The sequence below is a fragment of the Paenibacillus sp. LHD-117 genome (assembly GCF_030929555.1).
Classification (GTDB): domain Bacteria; phylum Bacillota; class Bacilli; order Paenibacillales; family Paenibacillaceae; genus Pristimantibacillus.
The window spans coordinates 196235-212822 of the sequence record NZ_JAVFVT010000007.1 but is presented as its reverse complement, the minus strand read 5'-3'; the positions used below and the strand labels follow the sequence as shown (position 1 = coordinate 212822).

The 16588-nt window shown below is 54.1% G+C and carries 16 protein-coding genes and 1 riboswitch; of the genes, 13 read left to right on the top strand and 3 right to left on the bottom strand.

Translation table 11 applies throughout. The features are described 5' to 3' along the window. Nucleotides 1-124: 124 nt before the first annotated feature. Nucleotides 125-1087, bottom strand: a complete 963-nt coding sequence (locus RB620_RS07695) for a tyrosine-type recombinase/integrase (RefSeq protein ID WP_308093213.1) — start codon at nucleotides 1085-1087, stop codon at nucleotides 125-127. Between the two features lie 108 nt (nucleotides 1088-1195). On the opposite strand from RB620_RS07695, the gene RB620_RS07690 reads away from it, so the two are divergent. The 8 genes from RB620_RS07690 to RB620_RS07655 all read left to right on the top strand — a co-directional run bounded on the left by RB620_RS07690 (nucleotide 1196) and on the right by RB620_RS07655 (nucleotide 10411). Further along, nucleotides 1196-1768 carry an HD-GYP domain-containing protein gene (locus RB620_RS07690; RefSeq protein WP_308093211.1) on the top strand — a complete coding sequence of 191 codons (573 nt, stop codon included), beginning with the start codon at nucleotides 1196-1198 and terminating at the stop codon, nucleotides 1766-1768. A gap of 37 nt (nucleotides 1769-1805) precedes the next feature. Further along, nucleotides 1806-2936 carry an HD-GYP domain-containing protein gene (locus RB620_RS07685; protein ID WP_308093210.1) on the top strand — a complete coding sequence of 377 codons (1131 nt, stop codon included), beginning with the start codon at nucleotides 1806-1808 and terminating at the stop codon, nucleotides 2934-2936. A 99-nt stretch (nucleotides 2937-3035) separates the two neighbouring features. Continuing rightward, nucleotides 3036-3121: riboswitch (cyclic di-GMP riboswitch) on the bottom strand. A 275-nt stretch (nucleotides 3122-3396) separates the two neighbouring features. Further along, entirely contained in the window at nucleotides 3397-4284 is an 888-nt protein-coding gene (locus tag RB620_RS07680; RefSeq protein WP_308093208.1) for an AraC family transcriptional regulator, read from the top strand. A gap of 136 nt (nucleotides 4285-4420) precedes the next feature. Then, nucleotides 4421-5374, top strand: a complete 954-nt coding sequence (locus RB620_RS07675; protein WP_308093207.1) for an ABC transporter permease — start codon at nucleotides 4421-4423, stop codon at nucleotides 5372-5374. Between the two features lie 43 nt (nucleotides 5375-5417). After that, entirely contained in the window at nucleotides 5418-6287 is an 870-nt protein-coding gene (locus tag RB620_RS07670) for a carbohydrate ABC transporter permease (RefSeq protein ID WP_374121377.1), read from the top strand. Between the two features lie 62 nt (nucleotides 6288-6349). Next, the gene (locus RB620_RS07665) at nucleotides 6350-8020 is read left to right on the top strand and encodes an extracellular solute-binding protein (RefSeq protein WP_308093205.1); all 1671 of its coding nucleotides are present in this window, start codon (nucleotides 6350-6352) and stop codon (nucleotides 8018-8020) included. 109 nt (nucleotides 8021-8129) lie between these two features. Beyond that, nucleotides 8130-9122: an N-acetylglucosamine kinase gene (locus tag RB620_RS07660; protein ID WP_308093204.1), complete on the top strand. Its 993-nt coding sequence runs from the start codon at nucleotides 8130-8132 to the stop codon at nucleotides 9120-9122. After that, entirely contained in the window at nucleotides 9107-10411 is a 1305-nt protein-coding gene (locus RB620_RS07655) for a 6-phospho-beta-glucosidase (RefSeq protein ID WP_308093203.1), read from the top strand. The genes RB620_RS07660 and RB620_RS07655 overlap by 16 nt, the downstream gene beginning before the upstream one ends. 60 nt (nucleotides 10412-10471) lie before the next feature. On the opposite strand, the gene RB620_RS07650 is transcribed toward RB620_RS07655, so the two are convergent. Both RB620_RS07650 and ku read right to left on the bottom strand, forming a co-directional pair. Then, nucleotides 10472-11434 carry an ATP-dependent DNA ligase gene (locus tag RB620_RS07650; protein WP_308093202.1) on the bottom strand — a complete coding sequence of 321 codons (963 nt, stop codon included), beginning with the start codon at nucleotides 11432-11434 and terminating at the stop codon, nucleotides 10472-10474. Continuing rightward, complete coding sequence (ku, locus tag RB620_RS07645; protein ID WP_308093201.1) at nucleotides 11431-12324, bottom strand: non-homologous end joining protein Ku; 894 nt, start codon at nucleotides 12322-12324, stop codon at nucleotides 11431-11433. Before ku ends, RB620_RS07650 begins: the two co-directional genes overlap by 4 nt. A gap of 202 nt (nucleotides 12325-12526) precedes the next feature. Between ku and RB620_RS07640 the strand changes: the two genes are divergently transcribed. The 5 genes from RB620_RS07640 (at nucleotide 12527) to RB620_RS07620 (ending at nucleotide 16583) form a co-directional block, all read left to right on the top strand. Beyond that, a complete protein-coding gene (locus RB620_RS07640) occupies nucleotides 12527-13414 on the top strand; it encodes a LysR family transcriptional regulator (protein ID WP_308093200.1) in 888 nt (295 codons plus the stop codon). A gap of 141 nt (nucleotides 13415-13555) precedes the next feature. Continuing rightward, entirely contained in the window at nucleotides 13556-14401 is an 846-nt protein-coding gene (locus RB620_RS07635; RefSeq protein ID WP_308093198.1) for a transporter substrate-binding domain-containing protein, read from the top strand. Nucleotides 14402-14431: 30 nt separating this feature from the next. Continuing rightward, nucleotides 14432-15127, top strand: coding sequence for an amino acid ABC transporter permease (locus tag RB620_RS07630; RefSeq protein WP_308093197.1), 696 nt, complete (start codon nucleotides 14432-14434; stop codon nucleotides 15125-15127). Next, entirely contained in the window at nucleotides 15124-15834 is a 711-nt protein-coding gene (locus tag RB620_RS07625) for an amino acid ABC transporter permease (RefSeq protein WP_308093195.1), read from the top strand. Before RB620_RS07630 ends, RB620_RS07625 begins: the two co-directional genes overlap by 4 nt. Then, nucleotides 15831-16583 carry an amino acid ABC transporter ATP-binding protein gene (locus RB620_RS07620; protein ID WP_308093194.1) on the top strand — a complete coding sequence of 251 codons (753 nt, stop codon included), beginning with the start codon at nucleotides 15831-15833 and terminating at the stop codon, nucleotides 16581-16583. Before RB620_RS07625 ends, RB620_RS07620 begins: the two co-directional genes overlap by 4 nt. The last annotated feature ends 5 nt before the right edge of the window (nucleotides 16584-16588 follow it).

Below are 16588 nucleotides of genomic sequence, written 5' to 3'. Positions count from 1 at the left end.
TTGATCAAGGAAGCATCATGCAAGTCAAATCGGTTATAATAAAAAAATGTCGAACAATAATGATTGTTCGACATCAATGAGTCCATGTACCTATTTATTTATCGATTATAAACCAATATCGCTGTCAAAACAATACATTTTTCATCATATTTTGCATGCTTTCCGCAACGAAATCGGTCGCGCTTTTTTTCATGAGCTCCACGGTGTGCAGATAACGTTGTGTCGTGTTAATTTGCGCATGGCCAAGCGATTGCTGAACCTGTTGCAGCGAAGCGCCGTTCAGCAGCGCCAATGTGGCGTTCGTATGTCTCAACCAATGAGGCGTAACGTTTTTCGTAATCCCGCATCCTCTGCAGGCCTGATTGACAATCCGCTCTACCTGGCGGCTCGTTATGGCGAAAACCCGGTTATTCCGTTCTCCGCTCGCATTGCCGATCCGCAAGCATTGACGAATGACAGGGTCGTTATGAAGCCTCCAAAGTGCCTCCGGCATTTTTACTTGCCTTGTTTTTCCTCCCTTGCCATTGACGATCGTCAACCATGCGTTCCTTTCCGAAATATCGGTATGAAAGTCGCTCCACCTCATCTGCACCAGCTCCGAAACGCGCAATCCCAATATGACCATGTACAGAACCATCATCCATTCACGCGTGCTCTTCCTGCTTAAAAAAGTCAATAAATTCATGAGCTCCCGTTGGGTCAAAAAGTGGTTGCCGCTTGTGACTTGAACCTTCGGCAAACGAATGCACGAGGCAGGGTTATGTTCGAATAATCCAATATTGACGTTGCTTCCCCACTTATAGAACGAACGCAAAGGGGAGATCAAGGTAGCGATAGCCGAAGCTGAGAGCGGCTTGTTCACAGCTGTTCCATGCTGCAATACCGTCTTGTACAGCTCCAAATCATGCCAGGTCACCTCGGCGAAAGACTTCGCGCCGATGTACATCCGGAAACTGGTAAGCGCTCTCTCGTAGTTACGAATCGTATTGGGACGATGATAACCAGCCAGAAAGCTTTGAACGATGTGCTCATCGCTCATTACGGGCTTATTGCTCGAAATCCGATATGGTTTGGTTTCCGCATTCATGACTTTTCAGTCTCCTTTCGGCTTGACTTCGAACAATCATTATTGTTCGACCTCCAATGTCCGGGCGAATATGCCGCTATGTACACAGGAACAGGATGTGATCATACTATGGCAGAATTGATGTCCGCCGAGCTATTCGCTTTGGGTTTACGCTTAGACCCCGTTACCTTCGATCATTGCGTACGGGTTGGCATGCATGCGAGAGACATGGCCAGGGCCGTCGGAATGTCCGATGCGGAGGAACGGTTGTTCACGGTCGCTTGCTGCTTCCACGATATCGGCAAGCTGCTTATCCCGCATGAATTGCTTGCAAAGCGGCTTCCTCTTGACGTGGACGAGATGGCTCTTATTCGCGAACATCCCGTACTTGGCGTCGAGATGCTGCGAAGCTTGCTCGGATGGCGCGATCCCGATATGCTTGCCATTGTCCGGTCCCATCACGAGCGATGGGATGGAAGAGGTTATCCCGACGGCCTGCGCGGCACGGCAATCCCCGAGTGGGCGCGCATGTGTGCGGTCATGGATGCCTATGACGCGATGACTCGGCATCGTTCGTACAACCGGGTGAAGACGGATGCAGAAGCGAGGGAGGAGCTTAGAAGTCAACGCGGCATTCAATTCGACGGCGTCTATGTCGATCTGTTCCTGGAGACTTCAACCAGTTCTGTTGTCATGATATAGCAAGGCCAGTATAACGATCTTAAAAGGCGGGATTACAATGAAATCTACTACTGCTTACGCGCTTCTACCGGGACAGACGCTTGCCATGCCGGTACTGAATCATAACGGTGTGATCATGCTTGGAGCCGGAACCCGGTTAACCGAAAAATACATAGAACGTCTGCTCAAATTAAACATTACGGAAGTGTATGTGGAGGAAGACGCCTCTGCTGCTGAGATTGCAGCTGCCAACCGGCCAGGCCTCGCGATCACTCCCGCAATACCTTACGAGCAGCTAGCGCACGAAACAAGCTGGCATGATTCCAAGTCCGTCGTGAACGAGATGCTGTCGGATCTTAAAAACAATTCGATGATTCGAGGGCGATTGTCGGTGCCAACACTTGGCGATAAATTTCACCGAATCTATCAAAGCCTGATCGGCGAATTGTCCCGACAAGAGTTTATCAAAGAAAGCCTCGCCCGCATGCATCGGAAAGATCCGTCTCTGTTCGAACACGCTCTCAACGTGGCGACATTGTCCGCCATTATCGGATTTGCGAATAAGTACAGCGAAAGACAACTGTACGAACTGACTACAGCGGCTTTGTTATACGATATAGGCATGCTCGGTCTTCCGAGAGGGATATTGACCAAAAAAGGAAAGCTTACTCTAATAGAGAAAAAACGAATCGAGCAGCATACGATTGAAGGTTATCAAATACTGATCAACCACAGCGATATTCCCAATTCGGCGGCCATCTGTGCCTTGCAGCATCATGAGCGCTACGACGGTTCCGGTTATCCATACAGGAGCAAACATCCCGATATTCATGAATTTGCCGAAATCGTATCGATTGCCGATATCTACGATGCCCTTGTATCGGAACGCTATCATCGCCATTCCTATGCCAGGGGCAACGCCGTCGAATTTCTGCTTGGATCCGGCGACCGATTATTTAATTTATCGCTGGTCAAATTGTTTGTCAGCCACATATCCATCTACCCAATCGGGAGCAAGGTCATGCTGAATAGCGGTCAAATCGCAGTTATAACATCAGTAGATTCCTCCTTTGTTCAACGTCCCGTAGTCAGAATCATTCGGGAAAGCGATGGCAGCCGCGTCACCTCTCCATACGATATCGATTTGAAGGTCCAGCTTGAGCTGGTAATTGTGAATACTATCGTGTAGGTAACGCATTAGACGAAAGGAAACGCCAAAAGACCGTTCCGAATATGGAACGGTCTATTACTCATGCTGTCAATAATCACGTTGAAGGATCCGATCACGTTCGGCGGCTCAGCCGCCATGGGAAACTACCTTTAGGCCTGAAGCTTTGCGTCCCCGACTTTCGTACGGGTTTGCCATTGTCGATATGAATGGTCGTACATAACAGGAATATTATACCTGCAATAATGCAATAAATCAATACTTTAGCACTAGGGACCATAGAACCACGTTGTCTGCACTGGCCCATGCCAAGCTGAAATAGCCTCTTCGACGTTGCTTGGGCGATATGCGATTTTTCGCAATCCGTGGGACTTGCCAACTTAGCAGATATCGAATTAAATAAGAAATGTGATAGGATTCATGACGTCGCCATGAGACTGCTAGCGTTTTCAAATCATAGGCTCGGAATGGGGGAGATGAATTGTCTGCAAAAGAACAATCGTACGTCATCCCGAAGGAAAAAGTGATATTCGCCCATAATTATCCGCTCATCGTCGTCGAGACTATAGGAGTGACAAGCCTCTATCAGCGGATGCATTGGCATGACGTTCTCGAGATCAATCTGATCAAGTCTGGATCGGGCTATTACATTATCAACGGTCAAACGTACGAGTTCGAGCAGGGCGATGTGTTCCTCATCAATTCCAATGACCTGCACTGTGCCTACGAGACGGAGGATCTGGTCATGCTGGTCGTCACCTTCGATCCCAGCTGGCTCGCGCACGGGCTTCGGATGGATCCGGAGCTGCTCAGCCCGTTCCGCGAGATGGGAAAACATTATACGAACCGGCTCCAGCGGGACCACTCGTCCATCGGGCATCTCCGGTCGCTGCTCATGGAGCTGCAGGAGGAGCACGAGGGACAGCGCCGATCTTACAGCACGATGGTGCATTCCTTGCTGCTCCGGTTTCTGGCGACGGTGAATCGGGAGTTCCGCAGCGCCAATCCGCGCAAGAACGGCGGGAACATTAGCGCGCGGCAGCTGGAGCGCATGAGGCAAGTCATTATGGTCATGGAGGAGCGCTACGCGCATCCTTGGACCCAGGAAGAGCTGGCGGCGCTTGTTTTCCTTAGTCCGTCGAGGTTCAGCGACATTTTCAAGCGAGCCGTCGGCATGCCGCCGATGCTGTATCTCATCCATATCCGACTCGAGCGCGCCTTGGCGATGCTGGAGAAAGGCGGGATGAAGATTACGGATATCGCCCTTGAATGTGGGTTCCAAACGTTAACCAACTTTAATAGGCTCTTCAAGAAGCATATCGGGATTACGCCCGGGGCAACGAGGAAGGGCAATGTTAAAAACCAGTGAAATTGTGCTGGTTTTTAATTGTTTTAGCAGAGAAAACGCTCTCTCTGGAGCTTTACAATAAATCTATGGATGTTGCGGTTCGCGTCAACAATTGTTACGCGTAAAAGACTGGATTAAAAGAGAGAGGGGGAACACAATGCCACAGCCCGAATTGCAAAGCGAGAATCGTCCCTATCGCAGACGAGGACCGGTCATTCGATTCATGAAGCAGTGGGACATTCAGCTTATGGCCATACCGGCGTTATTGTTCATTGTGGTCTTCAGCTATATTCCGATGTACGGATTGCTGATGGCTTTCCAAGATTACAGCTTGTTTAAAGGGGTTCTGGACAGTCCATGGGCGGGCTTCAAACATTTCGAAATGTTTTTTGCGGCTCCGGAGTTTTGGAACGTCATGCGCAATACGCTCATCATCAGCATGCTTAAGTTATGCATCGGCTTCCCGGCACCGATTCTGCTTGCTTTAATGCTGAACGAGGTGGGAAGGAAAACCTTCAAACGGTTGGTGCAGACGATCAGCTACTTGCCGCATTTCTTATCCTGGGTCATCGTGTCGGGCTTCGTGCTCTCGATTCTGTCCACGGACAACGGCAGCCTTAACATTCTGCTGCAGAAGCTGAACCTGATCGACGAACCGATCAACTTCATGTCCGAGCCAAGCTACTTCTGGAGCATCCAGGTCGCGACGAATGTATGGAAGGAAATCGGATTCTCCTCCATCGTTTATCTCGCCGCGATCGCCGGCATCAATCCGCATCTGTACGAAGCGGCATCCATTGACGGGGCCAGCCGGATCAGGCAGATTGCCGCCATTACGATCCCGTCGATCATGCCCGTTGTGATCGTGTTCTCGATTCTGGCGATCGGCAACTTCCTGAACGCGGGCTTCGAGGATATCCTCCTGCTGGCGGGCAACCCGGTGCTTCGCGAAGTGAGCGACGTCATCGATACGTACGTGTACCGGATCGGCATCCAGAATAGCCGCTATTCGTACGCGACGGCGGCGGGATTGTTCAAAGCCGTCATCAGCGTGGTGCTGCTCGCCGGAGCGAACTACTTGGCAAGGCGATCGGGGAACAGCTTATGGTAACCGGAAGGAGTGATCGGCTTTGAAGCTTTCGAATGGCGATCGGATGTTTGTAGGCGTCAATTACGTATTGCTGTTTCTGCTAGGGTTCGTCGCTTTTTATCCGTTCTGGAACGCGGCGGTCATCTCGTTTAACGCCGGCAGTGACACGATGCTCGGAGGCATTACGTTCTGGCCGCGCGAGTTCACGCTGTCGAACTACGAGGTCGTATTCAAGGACAAGCGGTTGATCGACGGATTCATCATTTCCGTTCTCCGGACCGTGACGGGTACGGCGCTCTCCATCGTGGCCACCGCGATCTTCGCGTACAGCATGACGAAGCGCGAGCTTATGGGACGCAAGCTGTACATGATCATGTGCATCATCACGATGTATTTCAGCGGTGGTCTCATCCCGAGTTATCTGCTCATTCGCGAGCTCGGACTTATGGATTCGTTCTGGGTCATGGTCATTCCCGGCCTGATCAGCGTTTGGAACATGATTATTTTCCGTACCTTCTTCAAAAGCATTCCGCAAGGGCTGGAGGAATCGGCCCATATTGACGGCGCTTCGAACTGGGGCGTACTGTTCCGGATCGTCTTCCCGCTGTCCGGCCCGGTTATCGCGACATTGGCGCTGTTCACGGCCGTGTACCATTGGAACGACTGGTTCGCGCCAAGCATCTATATTTCGAATATCGATCTGTTGCCGATCCAGACGAAGCTGCAGCAAATCCTGAACTCCAACATTATGCTGGAGCAGATGCAGAACATGGATTCGGCGGCCCAAGGCAGGCTGAACAAGATGAACGCCGTCACGACCAAATCGCTCTCCATGGCGACGATGATGGTGGCCACGGTGCCGATTCTATGCGTGTACCCGTTCGTGCAGAAGTACTTCGTGAAAGGCGTCATGATCGGTTCGTTGAAGGAATAGGCGCGGGGATAAAGCCGCTGGCGGCTTTGACCATAGATAAGAGATCGAAGGGAGATCGAGCTATGAAAAGGTGGAACAAACGGCTTCTTGCTTCAATGTCAGTCACACTAGCGATCGTAACGGCGATGACGGGGTGCTCTGATTCCGGCAACAACGGCAACAAAGGCAATGACGGGGGTAACGATCCTGCGCCTACGGCAACCGAGGGCGAAGTGTCCAACGTATACGAGCTTGGCAAAGAACCGCTCGAATTTTCGTTCTACGGTCACTACGACTGGTACACCATGCCGGAATGGGGCGGCGATCTTGCGACGAAGTGGATCAAAGAGAACAAACAGGTCAACGTCGTTCCGGTCAGCTCTGGCGGCAACGCCAAAAACAAAATGAGCACGATGATCGTCTCCGGCGAGCTTCCGGACGTCATCTGGATGGAGCGGGGAGCGGATGTGGAGAAGCTTCGCGCCGAGGGCATGCTCGTTCCGTTCGACGATTATCTCGACAAATATCCGAATTTGAAAAAATGGGCTGGCGAGTCGACGCTGGACATGCTTCGTTCGCCGGACGGCAAGCTGTATCAATTCCCGAACTGGTATACGACGCAGCCGAACGGCAACGCAGGTTACCTGGTCAACAAAAAGATTTACGAAGAGCTGGGTTCGCCTAGCCTCGAAACAACCGACGACCTGTATGCCTACCTGAATCAGGTTAAGGCGAACTATCCCGACGTTGTGCCGCTCGAAGTAGGCCAAACCGCTGCGGGCGTGGACATTATGGTATCGGCGTTCGCGGAAAACAGACCTTATCTATTCAACCAAATGATCGCCGTGCCGAAAGAGAACGAGCTTGTATCGCTGTTCACGGACCCTGTTTACCGCGAATTGCTGCAATATTCGAGCAAGCTGTACCGGGAGAAGCTGATGACGCAGGATGCGTTCACGCAGAAGCGCGAGCAGGTGGAGCAGAAGGTCGTAACGGGCAAGATTGCCGTATACGTGGCTTCCAGCCCGACGGAATTCGGCGCGATCGGCAACTCGAAGCTTAGCGAACAAGATCCGAATGCGGGATACATCATGGTATGGCCGGTTCATAAGGAAGGGCTCGACCGTAACAAAATTTTCCCTGGCGATTACAAGCAATTGGGCTGGAACGTCAACGTCATTACGAAATCGGCCAAAAATCCGGAAGCGATCTTCGCATTCCTGGATTGGTTCACGGGACCGGAAGGACAGCGCACAATTATGTGGGGACCGGAAGGTCTGTACTGGGACGGCGTGGACAGCGAGGAAGCGCCGCTCTTCACCGAGGCGTTCACAACTGATCTCAAAGGCCGCGACGAGCTGATGAACTCGACCGTCAACTTCCAATGGAACGGCAACACCGTTTATGTTGACAATTCCAAAATAAAATTCGAGTCCACGCTTCCTGAAGAGAAGCGGAACTGGGAAACGCGCTGGCAATCCGAGATTACATGGAAAACGCAATACAATACGACTGAATTCGTGAATCTCGATCCGGCGGGCGATACGGAGGAAGGCATCATCGCACAAAGCGTATTCGAAATCTACGAGCAGGCTAGAGCAAAGGCGATCACGACCGCCAAGACTGACGAGGAAGTGGTCGCGATTCTGGACAAGGCGGAGCAAGACGCCATGAAAGTCGGTTACGAGAAGCTGCTTAAGTTCAAGACGGAGAAGTGGCAAGAAAACGTAAGCAAACTAAATTCCGCGAAATAATCGCCGAAGACAGAGCCGGACCACGACAAGCGCCATGCCGGATCCATTCGTGCATGGAGGGAGGTCGGGGGCCGGCTTCTCCGGTCATGAGGCAAAGGAGAGATCAAACTTGGGTTATTACTTGGGAGTCGACGGAGGCGGCAGCAAGACGCTCGCCATCGTGTCTGACGGGATGGGTCGCATCCTGGGCCGAGGCAGGAGCGGCTGCGGCAATCATCAGGTCGGAGCCGCCTTGGCGGACCGGAATATCCGCAAGGCCGCGGAAGACGCGTTGGCCGAAGCAGGTATAGGCAAAGAAGAGATCAATTTTGCATTGTTCGGCCTCGCCGGCGCGGACCGCGAAGCGGACTTCCGGATTCTGCGACCGATGATAGCGTCTATGGGGTTCGCGAAGACGGACATCGTCTGCGACACGGTCATCGGCATGCGCGCGGGAACGAAACAAAGCGACGGCGTCGTGCTGATCTGCGGCAGCGGAACAAATTGTTACGGCATGAATTCGCGCGGCGATGAACTGCAGGTTGGAGGCTTCGGTTACGCCTATGGCGACTTTGGCGGCGGCAACGAGCTTGCGGTGGAGGTGTTCCGCTCGGTCATACGTTCCTGGGAAGGAAGGGAAGCGGAGACCGCGCTTACGCAATTGACGCTGGAAGCGCTAGGATATCCCGACGTGGAGCGGATGTTCCACGGCACGCTCGACGAATGCGGACGCCCGCCGCATACGCTCGCGAAGCTGCTGTTCGAAGCTTCTCCAACGGACGCGGTTGCCAGGGAAATCCTGCAGCGTCAAGGCACGGAGCTTGGCAAGGCGGCAAGCGCCGTCATCCGGAAGCTAGGCATGGAAGAGGACGCATTCGACGTCGTGCTGGCGGGCAGCGTGCTGTCCAGAGGGAAAGGCGACTTCGTGGTTCCGTTCGTGGAACGCGAAGTGAAGGCGGCGGCTCCGCGCGCCCGGATGCGCGTGCTGGAACTGGAGCCTGCGGCGGGAGCGCTGCTGCTCGCCATGGAGCGTGACGGATTGATAGTCGAAGCAGAGGTGTACGAACAGTTGGAACAATCTTTATCCGTGAAGGCGAGGGACATCGAATGGGCAATGGACTAAAGGTAGCCGTAATTGGCGGAGGTTCTTCCTACACGCCGGAGTTGATCGAAGGCTTCATTAAGAGGCATGAGACATTTCCGGTATCCAAAATCGTGCTGACTGACATCGAAGCAGGCAGACATAAACTCGTAATTGTAGGCGGACTCGCTCAGCGAATGGTGGAGAAAAGCGGTTTGCCGATCGAAGTTGAGCTGACTTTGGATCGCCGCAGGGCGCTGGAAGGGGCGGATTTCGTCTCGACTCAGATGCGCGTCGGTTTGTTGGAGGCAAGGGGCTGGGACGAATCCATTCCTGTCAAATACGGGATGCTCGGTCAGGAGACGACCGGCGCCGGGGGCATGATGAAGGCGCTCCGGACGATTCCGGTGCTGCTGGACATCTGCAAGGACATGGAGGAGCTGTGTCCGGAAGCGTGGCTGCTCAACTTCACGAACCCGGCCGGCATGGTGACCGAGGCGATCATAAATCATTCCGGCATCCGTTCCATTGGCCTCTGCAATTCGCCGATCGCGGCGTACAAGTGGCTGTCCGGATTGTACGGCGTTCCCGAGAGCCGCATCTACTGCGAGTTCGCGGGTCTGAACCATCTGCACTGGATTAGCCGCATCGAGATCGACGGCATGTCGAGGCTGGAGGAGCTGCTCGATAGACAAGGCTCGTACAGCGCGAGCAACGTGCCGCAGCTGGCCTGGAACGACACGCTGATCAGGTCGCTCGGCGCGATCCCGTCCTATTACTTAAAGTATTTTTATCTGCACAGAGAAATGGTCGAAGAAGGCAAAGCCGCTGCCGCAAGGGGAGAGAACCGCGCGGAGACGGTGAAGCGGCTGGAAGAGGAATTGTTCGAAATCTACAAGCAGCCGGAGCTGGCGGAGAAACCGAAGCAGCTGGAGCAGCGCGGCGGCGCCTATTATTCCGAAGCCGCCGTTAAGCTGATGCACTCCATCTATAACGATACGGGGGATGTGCAGGCGCTTAACGTCCGTAATGGAAACACGCTCGACTTCCTGCCGCCGGAGGCGGCGATCGAAGTCAACTGTACGGTCACGCGCCACGGCGCGACGCCCGTTCCCGTCCAGCGCGTGCCGGAAGCCGCCAAAGGTTTGATCAAGGCGGTCAAGACGTACGAAAGCCTAGCCATCGAAGCGGCCGTAACCGGCAGCCGCGATAAGGCTTTGCTTGCGCTGGCGAGCCATCCGCTCATCGATTCGGCGAACGTGGCGGAAGCGATGCTGGAGGAGATGCTGGAGCGGAACAGACCCTTTTTGCCTAGATTTTTTCAAGCCTAATGGCTTCCCCGGTTACACCTTCGAAGAGCCCGCCGCGATCCCGCAGCGGGCTGAACTTCGTTATTCGGCCGCAGCATCCGCGCCGAAGCCGAGCAGCCGCGGCTGCCGAAGCAAGCCGCTGTCCGTAAATTCCAAAGCCGCCACTCGGCATGGGAACGGGACGGAGAGCCAGGCAACGTCGGATTTGCGCATGCCCGGCGTCAATTCGGCGAACGGGCAGATGCCCGTGTTATCCTTCGCGAATCGGTCGAGCAGCGACTTGGACGCTTGATCGAGTCCCGATACGTGACCTATATAGGTGCCGCTTAAGCTGAGCACGAGGCTTGCAACCTGGCCGTTATTCCTCTTAAGGCCGACAACATCGGCAACGAGCCGGATTTCCTTCCGTTTCTTGAACCAATCCTGATGCCGTTTGCCTTCCGTATAAGGGCTGTCCGCGCGTTTCGAGACGACGCCTTCCCATTCCTTCTCGTTCACCCAATCCCACAACGCATTGCCGTCGGCATACAGCTCGGTGACGAATAACTTGGGCTGCTTATCCGGAAATTTGGCGGTCAGCCGTTCGAACCGCTTCAGGAACGGGCGTCCTCGCCAATCACCCCCATCGTCGTGGAGCAGATCGAACAGGACTAGCAGCAGGTTGTCCTTAGCGGAATGCGTGCCTACCGCCAGCTTGCCGCGCTGGAAGTTCGGCCTCTTCCCGTCGAAATAAACGATCTCGCCGTCCAGCACGCAAGGACCGACACCTAGCGGCTTCAGCAACTCCACGATTTCCGGGAACGCGCCGTTCCTCAGCTCCATCTTCTTGGAGAACAGCTCCACGCCGCCGTTGCCGTCCAGCCTCGCGATCGTGCGCACGCCGTCCCATTTGATCTGGTACACCCATTCCGGTCCTTCGGGAATTTGGGGCGAGGCGATCGGCGACATCGGTACTTTGGGCAGCGCCATGGATTCCGGGCCAGGTGATCCGGTTTCTCGGGTCACGCCCGATCGAGTTAACTGCGTTGCGGCATCCGATGTCATGAAGCCGTTCCTTTTTTCGCGGCTTTGCTCGTTTTCGCCTTAGCCGGCTTGGTTTTGGTTTCGGCCTTCGATTCTTTTGCGGCCGGTTTTTTGTCCGCCTTGCCGGAATCCGTCGGAATTTTGACGGCATCCAAGCTGGCCTGCAGCGCGGCCATCAGATCGATGACGTTGCTTCCTTTGTCAGCCGGCGCGGCTACGATATCGATGCTCTCGCCGCTGATCTTATGTTCGATGGCTTCTAGGAGCGCCGAGCGGTAATCATCCGTGTATTTCTCCGGGGAGAACGGCTCGGAGAGCTGCTCGATCAGCAGCTTCGCGACTTGCAGCTCCTTCTCGTTCACGGCCTGCTGCTCGGGCAGATTGGGAACCTGCGAGATGGCCCGGATTTCGTCGGGGAAGTGCATCGTCTCCAGGCATAGGCAATTGTCGACGACGCGTATGGCGGCAAGGCTGCTTTTGCTGCGGATCGAAATTTTGGCGATGCCGATTTTGCCCGTCTGCTTGATCGCTTCCAGCAATAGGCCGTATGCGCCGCCGCCGGCCATGTCGGGCGAGAGATAATAAGGTTTGACGAAATAGATCGGATCGATCTCTTCGAGATTGACGAAGTCCAAAATTTGAATGACGCGCGCCGAGTCCGGCTTCAAGGCGTCGATTTCTTCTTCGCTGAATAAGACGAACTTGCCTCTTTCGTATTCGAAGCCTTTCGCCAGCTCCTCAGGCTCCACGTCCTGATCGCAATGCGCGCATCGGCGCGTCTGCGAGATGGGGGTGCCGCATTTTTTGTGAATCGTACGGAACCGGATGTCCTTGTCTTCCGTCGCCGTGAACATTTTGACCGGGACATGCACGAGGCCGAAGCTGATGGCGCCTTTCCAGACGGTATGCATGAATGTAAGACTCCTCCTTAAGACGGTTATCGTAAGGTTAGGATAACCACCTGTTGGCAAGGAGATGCCTGATGCGCATTTGGGCGATATATCCATTTCGAAACATCTTGGGATAATCGTTGACAGGTCATGCGCCATTTGCTACGTTTAATTCATATAATTCCCATGCGTATACTAAGATATTAATAAGAAGGGGTGGAACATGAATATCGAGAATATAGAAGCCTTTGTGTATGTCATTCATTTCGGAGGCTTTAATAAGGCGGCAGAAGCGTTGTTCCTGTCGCAGCCGTCCGTCACCGCTCGAATTAAGTCACTGGAGCAGGAGCTGAATTGCAAGCTGTTTGAACGGGCAGGCAAACAAGTTCAAATCTCGGAGGATGGCAAGCGGTTCCTGCCTTATGCCCAGCAATTGCTGCTCGTCTACAAGACGGGCAAGCTGCAAATCCATCAGAAGAAATCGCAGCAGAACGAATATCGGATCGGCTGCACGGTGTCCGCGGCCAATTACGTCATTCCCGATCTTCTTCCTTACCTGAACGAAAGATTCCCGCTGGCGAGCTACAAGCTTGTCACGGGAACGTCGGACGATATCGTAGCTAAAGTGCTGAACAAGGATGTCGACATCGCGCTTGTGCGCAAGGCCCATCATCCCGGTCTGCAGTCCGTCAAATTTTACGTGGATCCGATCCGGCTGTACGTTTATCAAGATCATCCGTTTCTCCGACAGGAGCGGATTACCGTGGAGGAGGTCGCCGAACAGCCGCTTGTATTCTTCGAATGCGGATCGCTCGATTGGCTTCGCATTCACCGGGTATTCGAGTCGCTGGAGCAGCCGCCGAATATCCGCATTCAGACGGACAATTCGGAGATGGCGAGGAAGCTCATCGTACGGAAGTCGGGCATCGGCTTCATGCCCGGACTAAGCGTTAGACAAGAAGTCTCGGCGGGTATGCTATATCCGTTATTGCTGCCCGAAACAGAAGGAATCGCGCTGCAGACGAACGTGGTCGTTCTACCCGGAGAACATGCTGAGCTCTTCGAAGCGGTCACTCAATTCGGCAAAATCATTGGTACATTAGATTTTTGAATGTTTATATAGAACTTCTCTATTAGGCAACCCATTGACGCTGGTTAAGGCGGGGTGCTAAAGTTTAGTCATCGCATAATTCACACTTATCAGGTAGGAATTATATGAATAAAATTATGAGTCGAATGCGAGGGAACGACGATGAAAAAAACGACGAAAAAATGGCTTGCTTTATCCATGATGGTTACGCTGGCGGGGGCGCTGGCAGGATGCGGCACGAACGGGGACAACAGTGCGGAGACCGCTCTCGGAAATTCGCAGGCCGCCGAGCCGATCAAGATTGTGGTCGGCACGGGCACACAGTTTCCGAATGTATGCTTTATCGACGAGAATGGCAAGCTGACGGGTTACGACGTGGAATTGGTCCGCGAAATCGATAACCGTCTTGAGGATTACGAATTTGAATTCCAGACGCTGGAGTTCACAAACTTGCTGCTTAGCCTGGAAACGAAGAAAATCGACATGGTCGCGCATGAGATGGAAAAAAATCCGGAGCGCGAGGCGAAATACTTGTTCAACAAAGAGCCTTATTCGCACTGGAAAAACAAAGTCGCTGTCGCAAAAAGCAACGACACCGTGCAAACGATCGACGATCTGAAAGGCAAGAAGGTATTAACGACAGCGACGAGCGCGCAAGCCATCATTCTGGAGAAATACAACAAGGAGAACAACAACGCCATTGAAATCGTGTACCAGAACGGCGGCGCCAATGATACCATTCAGCAGGTCCTAACCGGCCGCGTAGAAGCGTTCTTGTCTGCAGATTTTACATTGCCATTGATTGATCCGAACGGCGACCTGAAGCTGGTCGGTCCTCCTCTTAGCGAATCGAACACGTTGTTCATGTTCCGCAAGGACGATGCGGAGCAGCAGAAGCTGGCCGACCGTGTGGACGACGCTATCAAGGAGATCAAAGCCGACGGCACGCTGAAGAAGCTGAGCGAGCAATGGCTTGGCGCCGACTATACGACTTCGGAAGTTCAATAAACGGGAGAGAGAGAAAGGAGGGCTGCGGCGATGGGAGCGCCATTCGAATTCGGCTTTGTCCTTGACTATCTCGTCAAGCTGATGCCGGCGATCAACATCACGTTAGTGATCGTGGCGTCCTCCATTGTACTCGGGCTGGGCATAGGCTTCGTCGTCGCCCTTCCCCAGCTGTACAATATACCGGTCTTGAAGCGGCTGTCCCAGATCTATCTGTCCTTCTTCCGCGGAACACCGGTCCTCATTCAATTGTTCCTGTTCTACTACGGTCTGCCAGAAATGCTGAAGCTGGTCGCGATTGATGCCGCGAAGGTGCCTGCGCTTTATTTCGTCATCCTGACCTACGCGCTGCATAGCGGTGCATTCATGGCGGAGATGATCCGGGCGGCAGTTGCTTCCGTGGACCGCGGGCAAGTGGAAGCCGCGTATTCCGTCGGGATGTCGGGGCGGCAGGCCTTCGTACGAATCGTACTGCCTCAAGCGCTCGCGACGGCCCTTCCGGTATTCGCCAATCTGGTCATCGCCAATCTGAAGGATACCTCACTGGCGTTCACCATTGGCATCATGGAACTTACGGGCAAGTCCCAGACGCTTGCCGTCATGTCCCGGCATTTCCTCGAGACGTATATCGCGCTTGCTATGATCTACTTCCTAATCAGCTTCGTGCTGGAGAAGCTCTTCCTGCTGCTTGAGCGCAGGCTGCAGAGAAGGGGGCTGGCTGCGATATGAAGCTGGATTTCCAATTTATCTGGACGGCGTTCGTGGCGCTGCTGGGAGCGGTTCCCACGTCGCTCGCGATTACCGTCGTCTCCGTAGGCTGCGGCTTCTTGATCGGAACCGCCGTCGCGCTGTCGCGCCACTTCCGGGTGCCCGTGCTAAGCCAGCTCGGCACAGCCTACGTGACGTTCATCCGGGGAACGCCGATGATTACGCATCTGCTGCTCATTTATTTCGGCTTGCCGGTCCTCGTAGACGCCGCCGCGGAAGGGCTTGGCATCGGATTCCGGTCCGTCTCCATACCGATGATCGGATTCGCTTATATCGCTTTCTCCATTACGGCGGGCGCGTATATGTCGGAGGTCGTGCGCTCCGGTCTGCTCGCGGTGAATCGCGGTCAGTTGGAAGCCGCCTATTCCGTCGGGATGACGACACCGCAGGCGCTGCGGCGGATCGTGCTTCCGCAAGCGCTCGCCGCCAGTCTTCCGAATCTGTCCAACATGCTGATCGGGATGCTTCACGGGTCGACGCTCGCCTTCACGGTTTCGGTCGTTGAGATCAACGCCAAAGCGCAGATCGTGGCGACGACCAACTGGAAGTTTTTTGAGGCTTATCTGGCTGCGGCTCTGCTATTCTGGGGACTCACATTTCTAATCGAGCGGCTGACCGCACTCGCGGAGAAGCGCTTCAGGCTACACGACCAGGGAGGCGTATCATGATTACACTGCGGCAAATACGCAAGAGCTTCGGACGCAACGAAGTGCTGAAGGGTATTGATCTGACGGTAAAGCGCGGCGAAGTGGTCGCGATTCTTGGGCCGAGCGGCTCCGGCAAGACGACGCTGCTGCGATGCATCAATTATTTGGAGAAGCCAGGCTCCGGACACATTACGATCGGAGACTTCCAGTTCGATTGCAAGCATCATAGCAAAAAGGACGTCCATGCGCTTCGGCAAAAATCGGCTATGGTGTTCCAGCAATACAATCTGTTCCGCCACAAGACGGCGCTGGAGAACGTGATGGAAGGTCTCGTCGTCGTTCGCAAGGTGCCCAAGGAGGAAGCGCGCGAGCGAAGTATCGCGTTGCTAGAGAAGGTCGGGCTGGAGAGCAAGCTGAATGCATACCCAAACGAGCTGTCCGGCGGACAGCAGCAACGCGTGGGCATCGCTCGCGCGCTGGCGCTGAACCCGGAAGTTATTCTGTTCGACGAACCGACGTCCGCTCTGGATCCCGAGCTGGTCGGCGAGGTGCTCGCGGTCATCCGCCACATTGCGCAGGAAGGCATCACGATGATCATCGTGACGCACGAGATGGGCTTCGCCCAAGAAGTAGCCAATCACGTTGTGTTCATGGATGGCGGCGTCATTGTGGAAGAGGGCGATCCCAAGCAGCTGTTCCGATCGCCGAAGGAAGAGAGAACGAAACAATTTCTGAAGCGGATTACGCCGGAGAGCGCATATTCGATTTAACGTAC

Coding starts and splice junctions, on each gene's coding strand:
- RB620_RS07695 (WP_308093213.1), bottom strand. CDS start 1,087: ATGAATGCGGAAACCAAACCATATCGGATTTCGAGCAATAAGCCCGTA.
- RB620_RS07690 (WP_308093211.1), top strand. CDS start 1,196: ATGGCAGAATTGATGTCCGCCGAGCTATTCGCTTTGGGTTTACGCTTA.
- RB620_RS07685 (WP_308093210.1), top strand. CDS start 1,806: ATGAAATCTACTACTGCTTACGCGCTTCTACCGGGACAGACGCTTGCC.
- RB620_RS07675 (WP_308093207.1), top strand. CDS start 4,421: ATGCCACAGCCCGAATTGCAAAGCGAGAATCGTCCCTATCGCAGACGA.
- RB620_RS07670 (WP_374121377.1), top strand. CDS start 5,418: ATGTTTGTAGGCGTCAATTACGTATTGCTGTTTCTGCTAGGGTTCGTC.
- RB620_RS07665 (WP_308093205.1), top strand. CDS start 6,350: ATGAAAAGGTGGAACAAACGGCTTCTTGCTTCAATGTCAGTCACACTA.
- RB620_RS07655 (WP_308093203.1), top strand. CDS start 9,107: ATGGGCAATGGACTAAAGGTAGCCGTAATTGGCGGAGGTTCTTCCTAC.
- RB620_RS07650 (WP_308093202.1), bottom strand. CDS start 11,434: ATGACATCGGATGCCGCAACGCAGTTAACTCGATCGGGCGTGACCCGA.
- ku (WP_308093201.1), bottom strand. CDS start 12,324: ATGCATACCGTCTGGAAAGGCGCCATCAGCTTCGGCCTCGTGCATGTC.
- RB620_RS07640 (WP_308093200.1), top strand. CDS start 12,527: ATGAATATCGAGAATATAGAAGCCTTTGTGTATGTCATTCATTTCGGA.
- RB620_RS07635 (WP_308093198.1), top strand. CDS start 13,556: ATGAAAAAAACGACGAAAAAATGGCTTGCTTTATCCATGATGGTTACG.
- RB620_RS07630 (WP_308093197.1), top strand. CDS start 14,432: ATGGGAGCGCCATTCGAATTCGGCTTTGTCCTTGACTATCTCGTCAAG.
- RB620_RS07625 (WP_308093195.1), top strand. CDS start 15,124: ATGAAGCTGGATTTCCAATTTATCTGGACGGCGTTCGTGGCGCTGCTG.
- RB620_RS07620 (WP_308093194.1), top strand. CDS start 15,831: ATGATTACACTGCGGCAAATACGCAAGAGCTTCGGACGCAACGAAGTG.